Origin of the sequence: Kitasatospora sp. NPDC018619 (assembly GCF_044391605.1) — a bacterium.
Lineage (GTDB): Bacteria > Actinomycetota > Actinomycetes > Streptomycetales > Streptomycetaceae > Kitasatospora.
The window spans coordinates 21,477-39,798 of the sequence record NZ_JBISAI010000003.1 but is presented as its reverse complement, the minus strand read 5'-3'; the positions used below and the strand labels follow the sequence as shown (position 1 = coordinate 39,798).

Sequence of the window (18,322 nt, the reverse complement as noted above, 5' to 3'; positions counted from 1 at the left end):
CAGGGCACTCCCCAAGCGCTCGATCAAGGCATCGACCACGCGTTGCCGAGAATTCACCTTCAGGTAGCCACTGATTCACCGTAGCGGCCGTGCGCCGTCGCCCTGGCGGCGGAAAGTTGGCCAGGCAGCCCGTGTGCGGAAGATCGGTGTGCCGAACAGCGGCCACCGGCTCGGGTGTGCGCGTACGATGCGCGCCACCAGCAGCGGTCACCCCGACGCCGGAAGGACGGTCGGACGGGCTGACCGGTCGGCACCGCCACCGACACAGCTACTGAGGAGAGAACATGCGCGACGCGTACCACGAGGAACTCGATGCGATCGGCGACGGCCTGGTCGAGATGGCCCGGCTGGTCGGCTCTGCGATGGGCCGCGCCACCACCGCCCTCCTCGACGCGGACCTGGCCCTGGCGGAGAGCGTGATCGCCGCCGACGAGAAGGTCAACGAGCTCCACCACGACCTGGAGAACCGGGCCATCGACCTCCTCGCCCGCCAGCAGCCGGTCGCCACCGACCTGCGCATCGTCGTCACCTCGCTGCGGATGAGCGCCGACCTGGAGCGCTGCGGCGACCTCGCCCGGCACGTCGCCAAGGTCGCGCGGATGCGCTACCCCGACACCGCCGTTCCGGGCGACCTGCAGTCCACCGTCCTGGAGATGGGCCAGCTCGCCCAGCGCCTGGTGGCCAAGGCCGGCCTGGTCATCGCCACCAAGGACGTCGACAAGGCCCTGGAGATGGAGCAGGACGACGACGCGATCGACACCCTGCACCGCGAGCTGCTGTCGCACCTGATCGACGAGCGCTGGCACCACGGCATCGAGACCGCCGTCGACATCACGCTGGTCGGCCGCTACTACGAGCGCTTCGCGGACCACGCGGTGTCGATCGCCAAGCGCGTGGTGTACCTGGTGACGGGCGAGCACGTGGCCGAGTTCGTGGCCGCCGCCGAGGCCGCCGAGGCCGCGCCGGTCGACTGACCCGGGGCCCGGGCCCTCGGCCCTTCCCGCGGGGAGTGAGTAAACCTGTGACGAGGGTGGTGCGGGCGCACGGTTGTCCGTGCGCCCCACCCCTGCGCGCCCGTTGACGCTCCCTCCGTTCGGCGGTTTCACTCGACCTTGGGGGCACAGGACCGTGCCCGTCACAAGGAGGGAAGCTCGATGAAGGCCACCCCGTCCCGACCGGCAACCGCCCACGACACCGTCGAGCCACCCGCCCCGAAGCTGCTCCCCGTCCTCGCCGCCGGCTGCGGCTGCGGCCCGGGCTGCGGCTGCGGCTGCCAGTCCGGGGCGCCGTGCCAGTGCGGCGGGGCGGACGGCGGCTGCTGCGGCGGCCACTGAGCGGCCCGCCGCCCGACGGTCCCCCGAGGTGCACGGTCTTCCGGCGGCCGTGCACCTCGTTCGCTCCGCCCGCTCCCGAGCCCGGTCAGAACCGGACGTCGGTGCAGGAGTAGAAGGCGTTCGGGGTGTCGGCGATCGTCCAGACCGCGACGACCACCTGGTGCCCGGTGCGCCCGCTCGGGACGGTCGCGGTGTGGCTGAGCGTGCTCGGCACCTGCTTGCCGCCGTACGGGACGGTCAGGAAGGGCGTCAGGTCCAGGTTGGCCCGGGTGACCGGCTGGCTCGCGTCGTAGCCCGGCTTGGTCAGGTAGTACCGGAAGTCGCTGGTCGCGTGCCGGGCGGTGAACGTCCAGGTGAAGGTGAGCTGCTGGCCCGCCGTCACCGGCGTGGTCGGCCAGGCGCCCGCGTGCGGGTCGTCCAGCTCGGCGAAGCGGGCGTTCCCGCCGGCGCAGATGGTGCCGTCCGCGGGGCCGAGGGTCGGGAAGCCCTTGGGGCCCTCGACGCTCTGCGGCTCCCACTGGATGTCGCCGCAGTCCCACGGGACGCCGTCGACGTGGGTGTCGCAGAGCGCGGCGCGGCTGGGCGGGGTCGAGACCCAGCCGTGGGACGAGGCCGGGAAGGCGAGGGTCAGCGGGACGGCCAGCGCGGCGACGGCCGCCCCGACCATGTGGCGTGTGCGCATGGTGCTCCTCCGTGGGGGTGGATGGAGTGTGCGCCGGGGGCGCGGACGCGCGCGCGTGGGGGCGCGACGGCCCGGACGGGGAGATCCCGGCATGCCCGCGCCAGTCCGGTGCGCCCACGGTAGGAGCCGCGGACTGCCGCGTCAATGGTCTGAACCACGCCCTGCCGCCCCCAACTCCCGGGCCGGGCAGGCTGGTTGCCCCCACACCGGCCGAGGACGAACGAAGGCCCCGCCCCCGGGTCCACCCGGGCGGCGGGGCCTCGACGGCAAGCGGCCTACTTCTTGCCCTGGTTCTTGACCGCCTCGATGGCGGCCGCGGCGGCCTCCGGGTCGAGGTAGCGGCCGCCCGGGGTGACGGGCTTGAAGTCGGCGTCCAGCTCGTACACCAGCGGGATGCCGGTCGGGATGTTCAGGCCGGCGATGGCCTCGTCGGAGATGCCGTCGAGGTGCTTGACCAGGGCGCGCAGGCTGTTGCCGTGGGCGGTGACCAGGACGGTCCGGCCGGCGGCGAGGTCCGGGACGATGGCGTCGTACCAGTACGGGAGCATCCGCTCGACGACGTCCTTCAGGCACTCGGTGCGCGGACGCAGCTCGCTCGGGATCTCGGCGTAGCGGGCGTCACCGGCCTGCGAGTACTCGGCGTCGTCGGCGAGCACGGGCGGCGGGGTGTCGTACGAGCGGCGCCACAGCTGGAACTGCTCCTCGCCGAACTCGGCCAGGGTCTGGGCCTTGTCCTTGCCCTGGAGCGCGCCGTAGTGGCGCTCGTTCAGCCGCCAGCTGCGGCTGACCGGGATCCAGTGGCGGTCGGCCTTGTCCAGGGCGATCTGCGAGGTGCGGATGGCGCGGCGCAGCAGCGAGGTGTGCAGCACGTCGGGAAGCAGGCCCTCGGCGGCCAGGAGCTCGCCGCCGCGGGCGGCCTCCTTCTCGCCCTTCTCGTTGAGGTCGACATCGACCCAACCGGTGAACAGGTTCTTCTGGTTCCACTGGCTCTCGCCGTGGCGGAGCAGGATGAGTCGGTACGTCGTGTCAGCCATGGTCCCAGCTTAGTGGGGGCCGGAAAAACCCCTGGTGGGGACCTGTGGCCCATGTGTAATGTGTGCATCGCGCATCTGACACTTACATGCGTCGGCTGAACGGACCTGCCGCACCGTCGGCGGACGCCTGCCCCCGGGAGCCCCCACATGCTCGTCGCCCTGGTCGCCAACCCCCGGATCCGAAGAATCGTGCAGGAGACCGTGGGCGGACTGCCGCGGGAGTTCTGGTGGCTCTGGGTGAGCACGCTGGTGAACAAGCTCGGCGCGTTCGTCGTGACCTTCCTGGCCCTGTACCTGACCGTCGACCGGGGGTACTCCGCCTCCTACGCGGGCCTGGTGGCCTCGCTGTTCGGCCTCGGCTCGGCGATCGCCGCGATCCTCGCGGGCGTGCTGGCCGACCGGATCGGGCGCCGGCCCACCCTGGTCGCCGCCCAGCTGGGCACCGCGCTGTTCACCGCCGTACTGGGCTTCGCGGACGGCCAGGTGGCGATCGCCGCGGTGGCCTTCCTGGTGGGCCTGTGCAACAACGCCACCCGGCCGCCCACCTCGGCGATCATCGCCGACCTGGTGCCCGCCGAGGACCGGGTCCGCGCGTACTCGCTGAACTACTGGGCGATCAACATCGGCTTCGGCCTCTCCGCCGCCGTGGCCGGCCTGATCGCCACCCACGGCTACCTCACCCTCTTCCTGCTGGACGCGCTCACCACCCTCGTCTGCGCCGTGGTGATCTTCGTCCGCATCCCGGAGACCAGGCCGCAGGCGGCGACCGGCCCGGACGGCCCCGCCGAGCCGCCGGTCAGCCTGCTCTCGGTGTTCCGAGACGCGCCGTTCATGGCGCTGGTCGGCCTCACCCTGCTGCTGGCGCTGGTCTTCCAGCAGGGCAGCACCACCCTGGCCGTGGACATGGGCGCCTCCGGGATCACCTCCACCGAGTACGGCCTGGTGATCGGCCTGAACGGGCTGCTGATCGTGGTCCTGCAGATCCCGCTCACCCGCTGGATGGAGGGCCGCTCGCGGACCGGACTGCTGATCACCAGCTGCCTGCTCACCGGCTGGGGCTTCGGGCTGGCCGCGCTGGCCGGCTCCTCGGCCTGGCTGTTCGCGCTCTCGGTGGCGGTCTGGACGGTCGGCGAGATCCTCAACACGCCGGTGATGATGGGCATGGTCGCCGAACTGGCACCGACCCACGGGCGCGGCCGCTACCAGGGGGTGCACAGCCTCTCCTGGTCGCTCGCCTCGTTCCTCGGCCCGGCCGGCGGCGGCCTGCTGCTCCAGTACGCCGGGCCGGTGGCGCTCTGGACGGCCTGCGGGGCGGTCGGCACGCTCACCGCGCTCGGGTACGTGGCGCTGGCCCGCCGGACCGGCACGGCGGGGCGCCGCCGGGCACCGGTCGCGGAGGGCGGGGAGGTCGCGGAGGTCACCGCGGCGGGCGCGCCCGGCCCGGCGGCGCCGGTGTCCGCGGTGGAGCGGGCCGGGAAGGCCCCGGCGGACGCCTGAGCGGGCGGGCCGCGGGCGGGTCAGCCCGCCCCGGGAACGTCCGGGGCGTCCGGAGCGTCCGGGCCCTGCGCCGCCGCCTCCCGCGGGCCGGCCAGGTGGGCGAAGGCGGCCAGGTTGCGGGTGGACTCCCCGCGCTTGGTCCGCCACTCCCACTCGCGCCGGATCGCGGTGGCGAAGCCCAGCTCCAGCAGGGTGTCGAAGGGCTCGTCCGCGTTCTCCAACACCGCCCCGAGCAGCCGGTCCACCACCTGCGGGGTGAGCGCCTCCAGCGGCAGCCGTCCGGCCAGGTAGACGTCGCCGAGCGCGTCGACGGCGTACCCGACGCCGTAGAGCCGGGTGTTGCGCTCCAGCAGCCAGCGGTAGACCGCCTCGTGGTTCTCGTCCGGCCGGCGGATCACGAAGGCGTTCACCGACAGGGTGTGGTCGCCGACCCGCAGGGCGCAGGCGGTGCTCAGCTTCCGGGTGCCGGGCAGGGACGCCACCAGCGTGTACGGGTCGGCGGCGGCCGGCTCCCAGGCCACCCCGGCGTCGTCCAGGGCGGCGCGCAGGAGGGTCAGGCCCTCGTCCTTGGTGCGGATTGCCATGGGGGTGACGTTACTCGCCGGTACCGGGCGGGCGCAGCCCCAGGCCGGGGCGCGGGCCCGCGGTCAGCCCACCGGCGAGGGGGCTCAGGCCAGCCGGCGGCGGGCGGCGGCCAGCCGCCCGGCCGGGCGGGCCATGCTCCCGGCGTACACCTCGGCCGTGGTCGCCGCGGCGGTGTCCCAGCCGAAGCCGGCCGCGTGCCGGGCCGCCGCCGCGCCGCGCCGGGCCACCAGGGCCCGGTCCGTGACGTACGGCTCCAGCGCGTACGACCAGTCCACCGGGTCGTGCCCCGCCACCAGGGTGCCCGTCACGCCGTCCCGCACCGCGACCGGCAGCCCGCCCACCGCGGCCGCCACCACCGGGGTGCCGCAGGCCTGCGCCTCCAGCGCGACCAGCCCGAAGGACTCGCTGTACGAGGGCATCACCAGCGCCGTCGCCGCCCGGTACCAGTCGGCGAGGTCCGGCTGGCCGACCGGCGGGTGGAACCGCACCACGTCGCCGATGCCCAGCTGGGCGGCGAGCTTGTGCAGGCTCTCCGGCCGGGCCAGCCCGGTGCCCGACGGCCCGCCGACCACCGGCACCACCAGGCGTTCGCGCAGCTCCGGGCGGCGGCCCAGCAGCGCGGCGACCGCCCGCAGCAGCACGTCCGGCGCCTTCAGCGGCTGGATCCGGCCCGCGAACAGCAGCACCGCGGCGTCCTGCGGCAGGCCCAGCCGGGCCCGCGCGGCGGCGGGCGTGCGCGGGCCGTCGGGGCGGAAGACGTCCAGGTTGACCCCGGGGTGGACGACGGCCAGCTGGTCCGGCCGGGCGGCGTAGTGCAGCGCCAGCTCGGCGGCCTCCTCGGTGGTGTTGGCGATCAGCCGGTCGGCCGCCTCCACCACCTGGGTCTCGCCGATCACCCGGGCCGCGGGCTCGGGCGTGTCGCCCTCGGCCAGCGCGGCGTTCTTGACCTTCGCCATGGTGTGCATGGTGTGCACCAACGGCACCCCCCAGCGCTGCGCGGCGAGCCAGCCGACCTGCCCGGAGAGCCAGTAGTGGGAGTGCACCAGGTCGTAGTGGCCGGGACGGTGCCCCGCCTCCGTCCGCAGCACCCCGTGGGTGAAGGCGCACAGCTGGGCCGGCAGGTCCTCCTTGACGAGGCCCTCGTACGGCCCGGCGGTGACGTGGCGGACCAGCACGCCCGGTGCCAGCTCGACCGTCGGCGCGTCGTCCGAGCAGATCGACCGGGTGAACACCTCGACCTCGATGTTGAGGTCGGCCAGCCGCTTGGCCAGCTCGACGATGTAGACGTTCATCCCGCCGGCGTCCCCGGTGCCGGGCTGGTGCAGCGGCGAGGTGTGGACGCTCAGCATGGCTATCCGGCGCGGGCGGCGGCGGCCGGGGACGAGCGACTGGAGCCGGCCGCGCGCGGCGGCGGGCTGGGCACGGCGTACCGAACGGACGGGGTGCTGGATCACCTGGCTGAAGCCTCCTCTGTGCGGCCCGTCGAGGCGGTCCGCGCCGGGCCGCCCGTTGTCCGGTGTGCGCTGCCCCGTCCGGGCACACATCACCACCAGACTGCCAACCACACGGACCGCGTCCGGCATTCCCGCCCCGGCCCGCAGGCCCGAGCACTCGTCGTCGCCCCAGGTCAGCGCGGTGCCGCCGACGGCCCGACTACCCTTCTGGGCATGGCTGCCTCCTTCGACCCCGCTCCCGCCGCGCCCGCCCGCGGTCGGGCCGGGCGCCCGGTCGGGACGGTCACCCGGGGCACCACCAACACCAACCGGCTGCGCCGGATGGACCGCTGGATCGCCCACGTCCTCGGCCGCCCGCTGCGCGCCGCCGGACGGCCGCCGGTCGCGGTGGACCTCGGCTACGGCGCCGCGCCGTGGACCGCCGTCGAGCTGGCCGGCCGGCTGCGCGCGGTGCGGCCGGACGTCCGGGTGGTCGGCATCGAGATCGAGCCGGAGCGGGTGGCGGCCGCACTGCCGTACGCCGAGCCGCCGCTGCTCACCTTCCGCCGCGGGGGCTTCGAGGTGCCGCTGGACGGCGGGGAGCGGGCCCAGCTGATCCGGGCCGCCAACGTGCTGCGGCAGTACGACGAGTCGGCGGTCTCCGGGGTGTGGGAGCGGCTGTGCGCGCGGCTCGCCCCGGACGGGCTGCTGGTCGAGGGCACCTGCGACGAGATCGGGCGGCGGCACGTGTGGGTCGCGCTCGGCCCCGAGGGGCCCCGGACGGTGACCTTCGCGGCCCGGCTGGGCGGTCTGGAGCACCCCTCCGACCTGGCCGAACGGCTGCCGAAGGCGCTGATCCACCACAACGTGCCGGGGCGGCCGGTGCACGCCTTCCTGGCCGACTTCGACCGGGCCTGGGCGGCGGCCGCGCCGTACGGGGCGTTCGGGGCGCGGCAGCGCTGGGTGGCGGCCTGCACGGCGCTGGCGGGCAGCTGGCCGCTGGTGGACGCGCGCGGGCGGTGGCGGCAGGGCGAGGTCACGGTGCCCTGGTCGGCGCTCGCGCCGTAGCGGGGAGCACCACCGGCCGGGCCGGGGGCGGTGGGTGATGGAGCGTGCGGGCGTCGGCGAGCGCCGGAGCCGGTGGGCACCACGACACATTCACTCGAACGAGTTATCGAATAGCTCTGGCGTGTTGACGCCCCGACACGCCACCATGGTCCCGGCCGCCCGCGTCAGCCGCCTCGCGTCAGCCGTTCCGCGTCAGCCGTTCCGCTCGGTCAGCTCCCGCAGGGCCCGCTCGAACACCCCGTACATCTCCGACCCGAACAGCACGAACCGCACCTCCGCCAGCTCCGCCCCCGCCTGCGCGTCCCCGCCGTCCAGCACCTGTGCGACGGTGCCGAGCGCGATCCGGGCCGCGTCCGCCGGCGGCCAGCCGTAGATCCCGGCCGACACGGCCGGGAAGGCCACCGTGCGCGCGCCGAGCGCCGCCGCGGTGCGCAGCGACTCGCGATAGCAGGAGGCCAGCAGCTCCGCCCGCTCCTCGTACTCCTCCGCCCGGTACACCGGCCCGACGGTGTGCACCACCCACCGGGCCGGCAGCCGTCCGGCCGCCGTCGCCACCGCCCGACCGGTGGGCAGCCCCTCGCCCCAGTGCGAGGCCCGCAGCCGGCGGCACTCCTCCAGGATCCGCGGCCCGCCCTTGCGGTGGATCGCGCCGTCCACCCCGCCGCCGCCCAGCAGGGAGGAGTTGGCGGCGTTCACCACCGCGTCCACCGGCTGTTCCGTGATGTCACCCTCCACCAGGGTGATCCGTGCCACCATCGCCTGCTCCCTCCCCCGGGCCGCCCGGCCGCCGCCGGGACGGGAGCCGAGTCGTCGTCCGAGTCCAGCCACCACACCGCCACCGGCGTGGCAATAACCACAACGGCGCCGGTCGGTCAGAGAAATCCCCGGAGATCACGTTATGGTCGCGAGAAGTTCCCCGACGCGCGGTGCCAGGCGGGCACTGCGGACGGACGTCGACCGTTACGCAGTCGGGGAAAGGGAGGAACCACCGATGCCCGCAACGGGAGACGGGCGGGCACCTGGTGCCGCGGACCTGCCGGGCGCCCATGGCGGCGCCCCCGTCGGCCATGCCCGCAGCCGCGCCAGGACCGGACCGGCCGCGGCGGCTCCCCCGATACCCCACCCCCGCTCCCGGGCGGCGCACGCCTCCCACCCGTCCCACGTCGCCGACCCGGGCGGCCCCGCGGCGGACGGCCCGGCCGACGGCGGGCCGCTGCGGCTGCTGGTCATCGAGGACGACGCCTCGGGCGCCCAGCTGATCGAGGCCGCGGTGGCCGACAGCGGCACCTCGATCGAGATCCACTGGGCCCGCGGCCTGGACCAGGCCACCGAGCTGCTCGCCCCGCCCGCGCCCTGGGCCCGGCGCGGACGCTCCCGCACGCCCGAGTTCGGCTGCGTCCTGCTCGACCTCGCCGCGCCCGCCGACCTGCCGCGCCCGTCCGACTCCTCGGACGGGCTGGCGGGCCTGCACGAGCTGCTCCGCCGGGCCCCGCACACGCCGGTCGTGGTGCTCACCGACGCCGCCGGGGCCGAACTCGGCGCCGCCGCCGTCGCGGCCGGCGCCCAGGACTTCCTGCTCAAGCACGAGACCGACGGCCCGCTGCTCGCCCGCGCCCTGCGCTACGCCGTCGAGCGCAAGCGCGCCGACGAGTCCCAGCGCCGCCTGGTCGAGGCGGAGTTGCGCGGCCAGGAGAACGCCCGGCTCCAGCGCCACCTGCTGCCCACCCCGCTGCTCGACGGCGCCGGGCTCTCCTTCACCCGGCGCTACCGCCCCGGCCGCCGCCGCGCCCTGCTCGGCGGCGACTTCTACGACGCCGTGCGCACCGACGACGGCGCCGTCCACGTCGTGATCGGCGACGTCTGCGGCCACGGCCCGGACGAGGCCGCGCTCGGCGTCGCGCTCCGGATAGCGTGGCGCACCCTGGTCTTCGCGGGCCTCACCGGCGAGGCCCTGCTCACCACCCTCCAGCACGTGCTGGAGCACGAGCGGCGCAGCGACGAGATCTTCGCGACGCTCTGCATGCTGGTCATCGAGCCCGGCGGGCCCGGCAGCGGGCTCGACTCGCTGGGCACCGCCGAACGGGCCCGGCTCTACCTCGCCGGGCACCCGGCGCCGCTGCTGCTCGGCCGGGACCACGCGCCGATCAGCCTGCCCTCGGACCACGCCGGGCCCGCGCTCGGGCTGCTGCCGTGCCACGACGGGCAGGCCGCCTGGCCCGCCCACGAGGTGGAACTGCGGCCCGGCTGGCGGCTGTTGCTCTACACCGACGGGCTGATCGAGGGCCGGGTGGGGGCCGGGTCGCGCCGGCTGGGCCAGGACGGGCTCGCGGACCTGGTCGGCGACCACCAAGCCGCTGGGCTGACCCGGGGGCGGCTGGTCGACAGCGCCATCGCGGAGGTCGAGGAGCTGAACGGCGGGGCGCTGACCGACGACGTCGCGGTGCTGCTGCTGGAGCGCAACCCGATGCAGCTGATCCTCGGCTGACGGGGGCGCGGACGGCGCGGTGGCCTGGCCTGGGCGGCGGACGGCGAACCGGCCCGGGCGTGCGCGGCGGACGGCGCAGTGGCCCGGGCGTGCGCGGCGGGCAGCACAACGGCCCGAGCGGGGAGTTGACCCGCCCGGGCCGTCCTGTCGGCCGCCGCCGCTACCAGGGCCCGTACGGCCCGGTGTTGCTCCGGCCGCCCCGGCCGCCGCTGCCGCCGGTCAGCGCCCGGATCGCCGGGCGGACGTCCACCACGTAGACGATCGACGCGACCAGGCCGGCCAGCGTGCCGATGCCGGTGAAGAAGTTCACCCCGAACAGGAGGTCCCAGCCGAAGGAGATCGCCAGGATCGCCACCCAGAAGCCCTTGGTCTTCTTGTCGGCCGCCCGGTAGGCGTCCTCCCGGCGGGTGGCCGCGTCGGCCAGGGCGAACAGCTTGTAGGCGAGGATGGCGACGGTCGCCCACCAGATCGGGTTCAGATAGGAAAAGGCCAGAATCTGCAACACTCCGACCATTTCGATCTCCTCTGCTCTCGACTCCGGTGCTGACTGCCGCCCATCCTGGCACGGCGACCGTCCGCAACCGGGTCAACGTCCCACGGTCACCGGATGTGCCCCACGGGGCACGAGGTCACTGCGCGGCGTCGACGGCGCCCCCGCGGGCCCGCGCGGGCTGCTCCGGGGCGGGCCCGGCGCCGGCCTCGTCCTCCGCCACGACCTCGGCCACGACCTCGACCGGCTCCGCGGTCAGCAGGGGCTGCGCGGGCTGCTCGGACTGCTCGGTCCCGTCCGAGACCCCCGGGCGCGCCTTGTCGACCACGACCTTGCCGCGCTCGGCCAGCTCGTCGTACGCCTCCTTGGCCTTCACCGCCAGCTCGACCGCGCGGGCCACCTGCTGGAGGGCGAAGCCCTGGGCCCGCTCCTGCAGCCCCTTGAGGTCGGTCGGCAGCGCGGTGACGGTCTCGGTGACCTTGGCCTGCGCCCCGGTCAGCAGCGACTGCGCCTCCTGGAGCTTCGCGGTGGCCTTCTCCTGCGCGCCCTTGCGGTCCGCCGCCAGCGCCTCGACCCGGCCCGGCACCTCGCGCAGCTTCTCGTACGCGAGGTCCCCGGCGCCGGCCAGGGCGTACAGCGGGGTCGGATCGCTGAGGGTCTTCTTGATCTCGTCGGTGATGGGCATGGTTACCGGTCCTCCCGGTGAGTGTTCTGGGCGGCTTCGCCGTCGGCCGCCGGAGCGGAGGCCGAGGCGGCGTTCTCCTTGAGGAAGGCGTCGTAGACCGCGAGCAGCGCCTGCTTCTGCTGCTCGTTGATCAGCGGATCGGCCAGGATCGAGGCCCGCAGCTCCAGGCCCTCGCCCCGCCGCTCCTCCAGGATCCCGGCCTGGACGTACAGCGTCTCCGCCGAGATCCGCAGGGCCTTGGCGATCTGCTGGAGGATCTCGGCGCTCGGCTTGCGCAACCCGCGCTCGATCTGGCTGAGGTACGGGTTGGACACGCCGGCGGCCTCCGCCAGCTGCCGCAGCGAGTACTGGGCGTTGCGGCGCTGCTCGCGGATGTACTCGCCCAGCGAGCCGACGTTCAGTGAGGCCATGGGAACAGCGTGCAGCACCCTGCTTGCTTTTGCAAGCAGGGTGCTAACGCGAGCAAACGCCGCCGCCCCCGGCGGGCGGCGGTCAGGCCAGGTGGGCGAGGAGGAGGTCGGTGAGGCGTTCGGGGGTGCGCAGCGGGAGGTAGTGGTCGGCGTCCGGGAGGAGGTGGCGGCGGGCGCCGGGGATGTCGGCGGCGAGCCGCCGCGCGATCGCCGCGATCTCCGGGTGGTCGCGGTCGCCGTGGACCACCAGGGTGGGCGCGGTGACGGTGCCCAGGAGCGGCTCGGCCGCCCGGACCGGGGCGCCCGCGAGGTGGTGCTCGCTGACGATCCGGCGGGCCGCGTTCTCCTCGACCATCCTCGCGATCAGCTCGCCGCCCAACGCGCCGCGGCCCATCGCGGCCCAGACCGAGAGCTCCAGCCCGGCCAGTGCCGCCGCGTCGCCGCGGCGCCGGGCCTCGGCGTAGGCGGTGGTCTCCGGGGAGGGCGGCCAGTCGTGGCCGCTGACCGAGGCCCCGACCAGGCCGAGCGCGGTGACCCGCCCGGGGTGGGCGAGGGCGAAGTCCAGCGCCGTCTCCCCGCCCATGCTCAGCCCGACCAGCGCGGCGCGGCGCAGCCCGAAGTGGTCGAGGACGGCGGCCAGGTCCGCGAGGTCGTCGAAGGCCCGCTCCGGCGCGTCGGAGCGGCCGAGGCCGCGGGCGTCGTACCGGACCACCTCGTGGTGGCGGGCGAGCGCCGGGGCGACGGCGTCCCACAGCCGGGAGTCCATCCCGGAACCGTGCAGCAGCACCACCGGGCTGCCGCTGCCGCGGCGCTCCGCCCACAGCCGGCCGCCACCGGGGGCGGGGACGGCGGCCTCGGACACGGGGGGATCGTTGTGCGGGCTCATGCGGTGATCCTTCCAGGCCCCCCGGTCCGCGGTCGGGCCCGGGTCAGTCGGACTCGGGCAGCCGGATGGGCATCAGGACGGAGAAGGTGCCCGTCCGGCCGGGCGTGCGGACGGCCAACGGGGCGATCGGACCGCCGAGTTCGAGGACCAGCTGCTCCGGCTGCCCGGCGTCGAGGGCGTCCAGCAGGAAGTCCCGGTTGACGGCCAGCCGGTAGCCGTCGGGGGCCCGGTCCCCGGCGACGGCCAGCCGGCCGTCGCCGGTCAGGGTCAGGACGGTGACCTCGCAGTCGGCTCCGCCCGGGCCGGAGGGCAGGGTGCGGGTGGCGCCGGTCGCGACGGCGGCGCGCAGCTCGGCGGCGGCCAGGGTGATCCGGTGCTCCGGTTCGAGCCGGGTGACGGCCCGGTGGTCGGGGTAGTCGGCGTCAGGCGCGACGCCCTCGATCCGGTGGCCCCCGGCCTCGGCCCGGACCAGCCCGCCGCCGAGGGTGAGCACCACCTCGCCGGGGCCCGCGCCGAGCAGCGCGCGCACCGCGTCCACCAGGGCGGTCGGGACGACGGTGCCGGCCACCGGCCGCTCGGGGCCGGTGCCGGCGGCGGGCACCTCGGCGAGGGCCATCCGGTAGCGGTCGGTGGCGACCAGGCGCAGCACGGGGCCGTCCGGCTCGAAGAGCACTCCGGTGAGCGCGGGCAGCTGCGGGTCGTCGCCGACCGCGAAGCGGACCGCGTCCAGGGCGGTCGCGAGCGCCTCGGCGCGGACGGTGAGCCGCAGGCCGGCGGGGGTGGCGGTCATGGGTTGCTCCCTCTGTTCGATCATCGTGTGGATCAGGGAGAGCTCGCGGCGGGCGTCGGCGAGGCCGTCCTCCAGCCGGCGCAGGTGCGCGTCCAGCACCTGCCGGGCCGTGCCGCTGCCGGGCGCGGCGCCGAGCACGGCGCGGATGCCGGCCAGCGGCAGGCCGACCCGGCGCAGCCGGGCCAGCAGCCGGGCGTCGGCGAGCTGGCCGGGCCGGTACCAGCGGTAGCCGGTCTGCGGGTCGACCCAGGCGGGGGTGAGCACCTCGGCGCCGTCGTAGTAGCGCAGGGTGCCGACGCCCAGGCCGCTGGCGCGGGCCAGTTCGCCGATGCTGTGCAGCTCGCTCTCCATGCCGACGACTCTGTGGGCTCGACCTGGTCGAGGGTCAAGCCCGGTCGGCCAGGGGGCCGCGGGCAGCCAGGTGGGCCAGCTTGCGCGGGTTGCGGACGGCGCGGATCTCGCAGATCCGCACGGTGCCGTCGGGCTGCTCGGCGAACTCGAACACCGAGACCGAGTCCACCGCGCCGTCCACGGTGAGCAGCAGCCCCGGGTCGCCGTTGACGAGCACGGGCCGGCCGCCGACCGCCTCGCCGAGCTGCCGGAACACCCCGAGGAGGAAGCGGGCGACCTTGTCGGCGCCGACGACCGGCCGCAGCGCGGCGCGGATCACGCCGCCGCCGTCCGTCCAGCTGGTGACGTCGGGGGCGAGCAGTTCGAGCATCCGGTTGAGGTCGCCGCCGAGGCAGGCCGCCCGGAACTCGTCGGTGGCCCGGCGACGCAGCTCGGGTGGGGCCTGGTAGCGCGGCCGCCGGGCCCGTACGTGGGCCCGGGCCCGGCTGCCGACCTGGCGGCAGGCGGCCTCGGTGCGGTCCAGCGCCTCGGCGATCTCCCGGTAGGAGAAGCCGAAGGCCTCCTTGAGCACGAACACCGCCCGCTCCAGCGGGGACAGGCTCTCCAGCACCACCAGCAGGGCAACCGAGACCGTCTCGGCCCGCTCGACGCCCTCGGTCGCGTCCGGCTCGGTGACCAGCGGCTCGGGCAGCCAGGGGCCGACGTAGGACTCGCGGCGCACGGCGGCCGAGTCCAGCCGGTTGAGCGCCAGGTTGGTGACCGTACGGGCCAGGAAGGCGCCGGGGTGGGCGACCGGACCGGTGACGGTGCTCCAGCGCAGCCAGGTGTCCTGCACCAGGTCCTCGGCGTCGGCGACGCTGCCGAGCATCCGGTAGGCGATGCCGAAGACCAGCCGCCGGTGCTGCTCGAAGTCGGCCAGCCGGGTGTCGCCGGGCGGGAGCGGGTCGTGGGTGTCGGTCACCCGCGCGACGCTACCCCACCGCGGCCGTCAGCCCCGGAAGGCCCGGTAGGCGGGGGCGAGCAGGGCGGCGAGGTCCCGGCCGTGCACGGTGATGCCCGAGCGGCCGAGGCGGCGCGGCGCGGGCTCCTCGGGGCCCTCCGCCCCGGCCGGGCCCTCCTCCTCGGCCGGGGCGGGGCGCAGGGTGAAGTCGCCGCGCCAGTAGGCGGCGACGTTGACCACCGGCGGCTTCGGTCCGTCGCTCACGCGTCCTCCTCGGCCACGGCGTCCTCCCGGGCGAGGGCGACCAGTTCGCGCAGCGCGTCGACCGGCAGGTCGGTGAGCCAGCGCTCCCCCTCGCCCACCACCGCCTCGGCCAACGAGCGCTTGGTGGCGAGGAGTTCGTCGATCCGCTCCTCGACGGTGCCGACGCAGACCAGTCGGCGGACCTGGACGTCCCGGCGCTGGCCGATCCGGAAGGCGCGGTCGGTGGCCTGCTGCTCCACCGCCGGGTTCCACCAGCGGTCCAGGTGGACGACCTGGTTGGCGGCGGTCAGGTTGAGGCCGGTGCCGCCGGCCCGCAGCGAGAGCAGGAACACCCTCGGCCCGGCCGGGCCCTGGAAGCGCTCGACCAGCTCCTCGCGGCGCGTCCGGGGCAGGCCGCCGTGCAGGTAGAGCACCTCCTCGCCGAGCCGGCGCTCCAGGTACGGGCTGAGCATCGCGCCGAACTCGGCGTATTGGGTGAAGACCAGCGTGCGGTCGCCCTCGGCCAGCGCCTCCTCCAGGAGTTCGGCCAGCCGGGCGACCTTGCCCGAGCGGCCGGCCACCGCCGAGCCGTCGTGCAGCAGTTGGGCCGGGTGGTTGCAGACCTGCTTGAGCTTGCCGATCGCGGCCAGCACCGTGCCGCGCCGCTCCACGCCCCGGACGCCCTCGACCCGCCGCAGCAGGTCGGCGACCACGGCCTGGTAGAGCCCGGCCTGCTCGGCGGTGAGGTTGCACCAGACCGTCATCTCCTGCTTGGCGGGCAGCTCGGCCGCCACCGCCGGGTCGGACTTGACCCGGCGCAGCACGAACGGGGCGGTGCGGCGCCGGAGTTCGGCGGTGCGTTCGGGGCTGCGGTGCAGCTCGACCGGGATCGCGTAGCGCTCCTTGAAGCGCTCCGCGGGGCCGAGCAGGCCGGGATTGGCGAAGTCCAGGACGGCGTGCAGGTCGGCGAGGCGGTTCTCCACCGGGGTGCCGGTGAGCGCGATCCGGTGCCGGGTGACGGGCAGTGCGCGGATCGCCCGGGACTGCGCGGTGCCGGTGTTCTTGACGTGCTGGGCCTCGTCGGCGACGACCCGGCGCCAGCGGACCGTGCGCAGGGCGGCGAGGTCGCGCTGGACCAGCCCGTAGGTGGTGATGACCAGGTCCACGTCCCTGACGGCCGCGGCGAGCTGCTCCGGGCCGAGGCGGCCGGCGCCGTGGTGGACGTACCGGCGCAGGCCGGGGGCGAAGCGCTCGGCCTCGCGCTGCCAGTTGCCGACCAGGGACATCGGGCAGACCAGCAGCGTCGGGCCGGCGGCGGCCGGGGACACGCCGGTGCCGCCGGGCGCACCGGTACCGCCGGGAGCGCCGGCTTCGGCGCCCCCGGGCGCTTCGGTGGCCCGGGGCGCTTCGGTGGCCCCGGGCGCTTCGGCGGCCTTCTCGGCGGCGAGCAGGGCGAGGGTCTGGACGGTCTTGCCGAGGCCCATGTCGTCCGCCAGCACGGCGCCGAGGCCGAGCCCGGACATGGTCCGCAGCCAGGCCAGTCCGCGCTCCTGGTACGGGCGCAGCACGGCCCGGAAGTCCGGCGGCAGCTCCGGCGGCGGGGCGGCGCCGGCCCGCCCGGCCAGCAGCTCGCCGAGCGGACCGTCCACGCTGACGCCGGTGACCGGCAGCCCGGCGACCGTGGCCCGCGGGTCGAGGGCGAGCCGGAGCAGCTCGGCGGCGCCGAGCACGCCGTCGCGCCGGTCGGCGAGGAAGGCGAGGGCGGCGGCGATCTGGGCCGGATCGGCCTCCAGCCAGGTGCCCCGCACCCGGACCAACCCCTGCTTGGCGGCCGCGAGTTCGGCCAGCTCCTGCTCGGTGAGCGGCTCTGCGTCCGGGCCGAGCGCGGCCTGCCAGCGGAAGGCGGCCACGGCGTCCCGGTCCACCTGGGCGGTGCCCGCGAGCGCACCGGGCGCGGCCGGGGTGGTGGCGCGCAGGGCGAGCCCGAGCCGGGGGCGGTGGCGCCACCAGGCGGGCAGCAGCACCCCGAAGCCGCCCTCGGCGAGGGCGGGCGCGGCGGTGCGCAGGAAGTCCAGCGCGCCGGCCCGGTCGAGCGGCAGGGCGGACGGGCGGGAGCGGTGGCGCAGCCCGTCCAGGGCGGGCCAGCGGTGGGCGGCTCGGGCGAGTTCGGCGGCCAGGACGGCGGCCGGTTCGGCGGACTTGCGGGCGAGCGCGGCGTGGGCGGCGCCGCCCTCGTGCAGGTCGGCGGCGCGGACCAGGAGGGAGGGCTCGTCCACGGCCTGGAGCAGGAACTCCAGCTGCCAGGCGTCGTCGGAGGGGCGCCCCTCGGGGCCGTCCTGGTCGGGGCCGAGCGGCTCGACCAGTCGGAAGCAGAGCCGCAGCGCCGGATCGGCCGGCTCGGCGGCGGCGTACCAGGCGCCGAGCCGGCGGCGCAGTTCGGCGAGCTCCTCGGGCGGGGCGCCGTCGATCCCCGCGTCGGGGGTGGTCAGGGCGTGCAGCCAGCGCTCGGCGACGGCCTCCCCCGGCGCGGGGAAGGCCGTGCCCGCCAGGGCGGCGCGCGCCTCGGCGTCCACCAGCGCGCCCAGTGCGGCGTCCAGCAGGGCGTCGCCGCCGCCGGGGCCGTGCGGCCACTCCCCGAGCAGGACGGGCGGGCAGCCGGCGGCCAGTGCCGCGGCCTCGCGGCGGGCGGCCGGGGTGAGGTCGGGCAGCCAGCGGGCCTGCGGGCGGCCGTCGGCGGCCGTCACCGGCAGCGGCAGCACCCGGCCCCGGCCGACCGTCCGCCAGGCGAGGTCGTGCACCCCGGTGAGCCAGCGCAGTGAGGGCCCGTGGACCACGTCGACCCGTCCGGCGCCGGGCAGCTCGGTGCCGGTGACGGCCCAGACCGGGTCGAAGACCTCGCCGAGCAGCTGGGCGGCGGCCGCGGCCTCGAAGAGCAGCGCCGGCACCCGCCAGGGGACGAGGACGGCACCGCCGCGCGGCGGGGTGACCGGCAGGTCGGGCGAGGGCGCGGGGACCGCGCCGACGGTGGGCAGCAGCAGGGTGGCCCAGCGCTCCGGGGCCTGCCCGGCGAGCCAGCCGAGCCCCGGGCCGATCCCGGCGAGCACGGCGGCCAGCTCACCGGCCGGACAGGCGTACGGGTGGGCGCGAGGGGCGGGCCGGTCGGGGTGCGGCTCGGCGCCGGGGTGGGCGCGGGCGTCCTCGGCCCACAGCGCCAGCCGCCCGTCCGCCCGCCAGAGCGCGTGCAGGACGAACATCGGGGGCCTTCCGGGCGGGGTGGGACCGTCCTTCGCAGCCTAACCGGGAGGACCGACAGGGCCGGTCGGCTGAGCCGTCCGGGGACTTCGGAGCGACGTGGTTGAAAGTTGAACGAAGTTCCCCTACGCTGGAGCCAACAAGTTGAAGCCTAAAC

General features: G+C 75.9%; 18 protein-coding genes. 5 read left to right on the top strand and 13 right to left on the bottom strand.

Going from position 1 to position 18,322, the window contains the following annotated elements:
• Positions 1-284: 284 nt before the first annotated feature.
• Both phoU and ACH5AR_RS05130 read left to right on the top strand, forming a co-directional pair.
• Positions 285-974, top strand: coding sequence for a phosphate signaling complex protein PhoU (phoU, locus tag ACH5AR_RS05135; RefSeq protein ID WP_396300020.1), 690 nt, complete (start codon positions 285-287; stop codon positions 972-974).
• Positions 975-1,154: 180 nt separating this feature from the next.
• Positions 1,155-1,334, top strand: a complete 180-nt coding sequence (locus tag ACH5AR_RS05130; protein ID WP_396300019.1) for a hypothetical protein — start codon at positions 1,155-1,157, stop codon at positions 1,332-1,334.
• Positions 1,335-1,419: 85 nt separating this feature from the next.
• Here the strand turns inward: ACH5AR_RS05130 and ACH5AR_RS05125 are convergent, their stop codons facing one another.
• Positions 1,420-2,016: a lytic polysaccharide monooxygenase gene (locus ACH5AR_RS05125; RefSeq protein ID WP_396300018.1), complete on the bottom strand. Its 597-nt coding sequence runs from the start codon at positions 2,014-2,016 to the stop codon at positions 1,420-1,422.
• Between the two features lie 275 nt (positions 2,017-2,291).
• Positions 2,292-3,050 (bottom strand): phosphoglyceromutase, encoded by a 759-nt coding sequence (locus ACH5AR_RS05120; RefSeq protein WP_396300017.1) that lies wholly within the window; start codon positions 3,048-3,050, stop codon positions 2,292-2,294.
• Between the two features lie 147 nt (positions 3,051-3,197).
• Between ACH5AR_RS05120 and ACH5AR_RS05115 the strand changes: the two genes are divergently transcribed.
• On the top strand, positions 3,198-4,547 hold the full coding sequence (locus ACH5AR_RS05115; RefSeq protein ID WP_396300016.1) for an MDR family MFS transporter: 1,350 nt from the start codon (positions 3,198-3,200) through the stop codon (positions 4,545-4,547).
• Positions 4,548-4,567: 20 nt separating this feature from the next.
• On the opposite strand, the gene ACH5AR_RS05110 is transcribed toward ACH5AR_RS05115, so the two are convergent.
• Both ACH5AR_RS05110 and mshA read right to left on the bottom strand, forming a co-directional pair.
• Complete coding sequence (locus tag ACH5AR_RS05110) at positions 4,568-5,131, bottom strand: YbjN domain-containing protein (RefSeq protein WP_396300015.1); 564 nt, start codon at positions 5,129-5,131, stop codon at positions 4,568-4,570.
• Positions 5,132-5,215: 84 nt separating this feature from the next.
• Positions 5,216-6,586: a D-inositol-3-phosphate glycosyltransferase gene (gene mshA, locus ACH5AR_RS05105; RefSeq protein ID WP_396300014.1), complete on the bottom strand. Its 1,371-nt coding sequence runs from the start codon at positions 6,584-6,586 to the stop codon at positions 5,216-5,218.
• A gap of 213 nt (positions 6,587-6,799) precedes the next feature.
• Here mshA and ACH5AR_RS05100 point away from each other — a divergent pair, with 213 nt between their 5' ends.
• On the top strand, positions 6,800-7,633 hold the full coding sequence (locus tag ACH5AR_RS05100; protein ID WP_396300013.1) for a class I SAM-dependent methyltransferase: 834 nt from the start codon (positions 6,800-6,802) through the stop codon (positions 7,631-7,633).
• Between the two features lie 192 nt (positions 7,634-7,825).
• Here the strand turns inward: ACH5AR_RS05100 and ACH5AR_RS05095 are convergent, their stop codons facing one another.
• Complete coding sequence (locus ACH5AR_RS05095; protein WP_396300012.1) at positions 7,826-8,389, bottom strand: O-acetyl-ADP-ribose deacetylase; 564 nt, start codon at positions 8,387-8,389, stop codon at positions 7,826-7,828.
• A 235-nt stretch (positions 8,390-8,624) separates the two neighbouring features.
• On the opposite strand from ACH5AR_RS05095, the gene ACH5AR_RS05090 reads away from it, so the two are divergent.
• Positions 8,625-10,118: a PP2C family protein-serine/threonine phosphatase gene (locus ACH5AR_RS05090; RefSeq protein ID WP_396300011.1), complete on the top strand. Its 1,494-nt coding sequence runs from the start codon at positions 8,625-8,627 to the stop codon at positions 10,116-10,118.
• A gap of 160 nt (positions 10,119-10,278) precedes the next feature.
• Here the strand turns inward: ACH5AR_RS05090 and ACH5AR_RS05085 are convergent, their stop codons facing one another.
• The 8 genes from ACH5AR_RS05085 to ACH5AR_RS05050 all read right to left on the bottom strand — a co-directional run bounded on the left by ACH5AR_RS05085 (position 10,279) and on the right by ACH5AR_RS05050 (position 18,167).
• A complete protein-coding gene (locus ACH5AR_RS05085; RefSeq protein WP_396300010.1) occupies positions 10,279-10,632 on the bottom strand; it encodes a DUF2516 family protein in 354 nt (117 codons plus the stop codon).
• Positions 10,633-10,747: 115 nt separating this feature from the next.
• Positions 10,748-11,293, bottom strand: a complete 546-nt coding sequence (locus tag ACH5AR_RS05080) for a hypothetical protein (protein ID WP_396300009.1) — start codon at positions 11,291-11,293, stop codon at positions 10,748-10,750.
• A 2-nt stretch (positions 11,294-11,295) separates the two neighbouring features.
• On the bottom strand, positions 11,296-11,703 hold the full coding sequence (locus ACH5AR_RS05075) for a helix-turn-helix domain-containing protein (RefSeq protein ID WP_396300008.1): 408 nt from the start codon (positions 11,701-11,703) through the stop codon (positions 11,296-11,298).
• 82 nt (positions 11,704-11,785) lie between these two features.
• Positions 11,786-12,589, bottom strand: coding sequence for an alpha/beta fold hydrolase (locus ACH5AR_RS05070; protein WP_396300007.1), 804 nt, complete (start codon positions 12,587-12,589; stop codon positions 11,786-11,788).
• 43 nt (positions 12,590-12,632) lie between these two features.
• Positions 12,633-13,730: a MerR family transcriptional regulator gene (locus ACH5AR_RS05065; RefSeq protein WP_396300006.1), complete on the bottom strand. Its 1,098-nt coding sequence runs from the start codon at positions 13,728-13,730 to the stop codon at positions 12,633-12,635.
• A 34-nt stretch (positions 13,731-13,764) separates the two neighbouring features.
• Positions 13,765-14,691, bottom strand: coding sequence for an RNA polymerase sigma-70 factor (locus tag ACH5AR_RS05060; RefSeq protein WP_396300005.1), 927 nt, complete (start codon positions 14,689-14,691; stop codon positions 13,765-13,767).
• A 27-nt stretch (positions 14,692-14,718) separates the two neighbouring features.
• On the bottom strand, positions 14,719-14,934 hold the full coding sequence (locus ACH5AR_RS05055; RefSeq protein WP_396300004.1) for a hypothetical protein: 216 nt from the start codon (positions 14,932-14,934) through the stop codon (positions 14,719-14,721).
• Positions 14,931-18,167 carry an SNF2-related protein gene (locus tag ACH5AR_RS05050; RefSeq protein ID WP_396300003.1) on the bottom strand — a complete coding sequence of 1,079 codons (3,237 nt, stop codon included), beginning with the start codon at positions 18,165-18,167 and terminating at the stop codon, positions 14,931-14,933. Before ACH5AR_RS05050 ends, ACH5AR_RS05055 begins: the two co-directional genes overlap by 4 nt.
• Positions 18,168-18,322: the final 155 nt, after the last annotated feature.

What these genes read in the sequence shown, in the direction of transcription:
- phoU (WP_396300020.1), top strand. Translation starts at nt 285, where the DNA reads ATGCGCGACGCGTACCACGAGGAACTCGATGCGATCGGCGACGGCCTG.
- ACH5AR_RS05130 (WP_396300019.1), top strand. Translation starts at nt 1,155, where the DNA reads ATGAAGGCCACCCCGTCCCGACCGGCAACCGCCCACGACACCGTCGAG.
- ACH5AR_RS05125 (WP_396300018.1), bottom strand. Translation starts at nt 2,016, where the DNA reads ATGCGCACACGCCACATGGTCGGGGCGGCCGTCGCCGCGCTGGCCGTC.
- ACH5AR_RS05120 (WP_396300017.1), bottom strand. Translation starts at nt 3,050, where the DNA reads ATGGCTGACACGACGTACCGACTCATCCTGCTCCGCCACGGCGAGAGC.
- ACH5AR_RS05115 (WP_396300016.1), top strand. Translation starts at nt 3,198, where the DNA reads ATGCTCGTCGCCCTGGTCGCCAACCCCCGGATCCGAAGAATCGTGCAG.
- ACH5AR_RS05110 (WP_396300015.1), bottom strand. Translation starts at nt 5,131, where the DNA reads ATGGCAATCCGCACCAAGGACGAGGGCCTGACCCTCCTGCGCGCCGCC.
- ACH5AR_RS05100 (WP_396300013.1), top strand. Translation starts at nt 6,800, where the DNA reads ATGGCTGCCTCCTTCGACCCCGCTCCCGCCGCGCCCGCCCGCGGTCGG.
- ACH5AR_RS05095 (WP_396300012.1), bottom strand. Translation starts at nt 8,389, where the DNA reads ATGGTGGCACGGATCACCCTGGTGGAGGGTGACATCACGGAACAGCCG.
- ACH5AR_RS05090 (WP_396300011.1), top strand. Translation starts at nt 8,625, where the DNA reads ATGCCCGCAACGGGAGACGGGCGGGCACCTGGTGCCGCGGACCTGCCG.
- ACH5AR_RS05085 (WP_396300010.1), bottom strand. Translation starts at nt 10,632, where the DNA reads ATGGTCGGAGTGTTGCAGATTCTGGCCTTTTCCTATCTGAACCCGATC.
- ACH5AR_RS05080 (WP_396300009.1), bottom strand. Translation starts at nt 11,293, where the DNA reads ATGCCCATCACCGACGAGATCAAGAAGACCCTCAGCGATCCGACCCCG.
- ACH5AR_RS05075 (WP_396300008.1), bottom strand. Translation starts at nt 11,703, where the DNA reads ATGGCCTCACTGAACGTCGGCTCGCTGGGCGAGTACATCCGCGAGCAG.
- ACH5AR_RS05070 (WP_396300007.1), bottom strand. Translation starts at nt 12,589, where the DNA reads ATGAGCCCGCACAACGATCCCCCCGTGTCCGAGGCCGCCGTCCCCGCC.
- ACH5AR_RS05065 (WP_396300006.1), bottom strand. Translation starts at nt 13,730, where the DNA reads ATGGAGAGCGAGCTGCACAGCATCGGCGAACTGGCCCGCGCCAGCGGC.
- ACH5AR_RS05050 (WP_396300003.1), bottom strand. Translation starts at nt 18,167, where the DNA reads ATGTTCGTCCTGCACGCGCTCTGGCGGGCGGACGGGCGGCTGGCGCTG.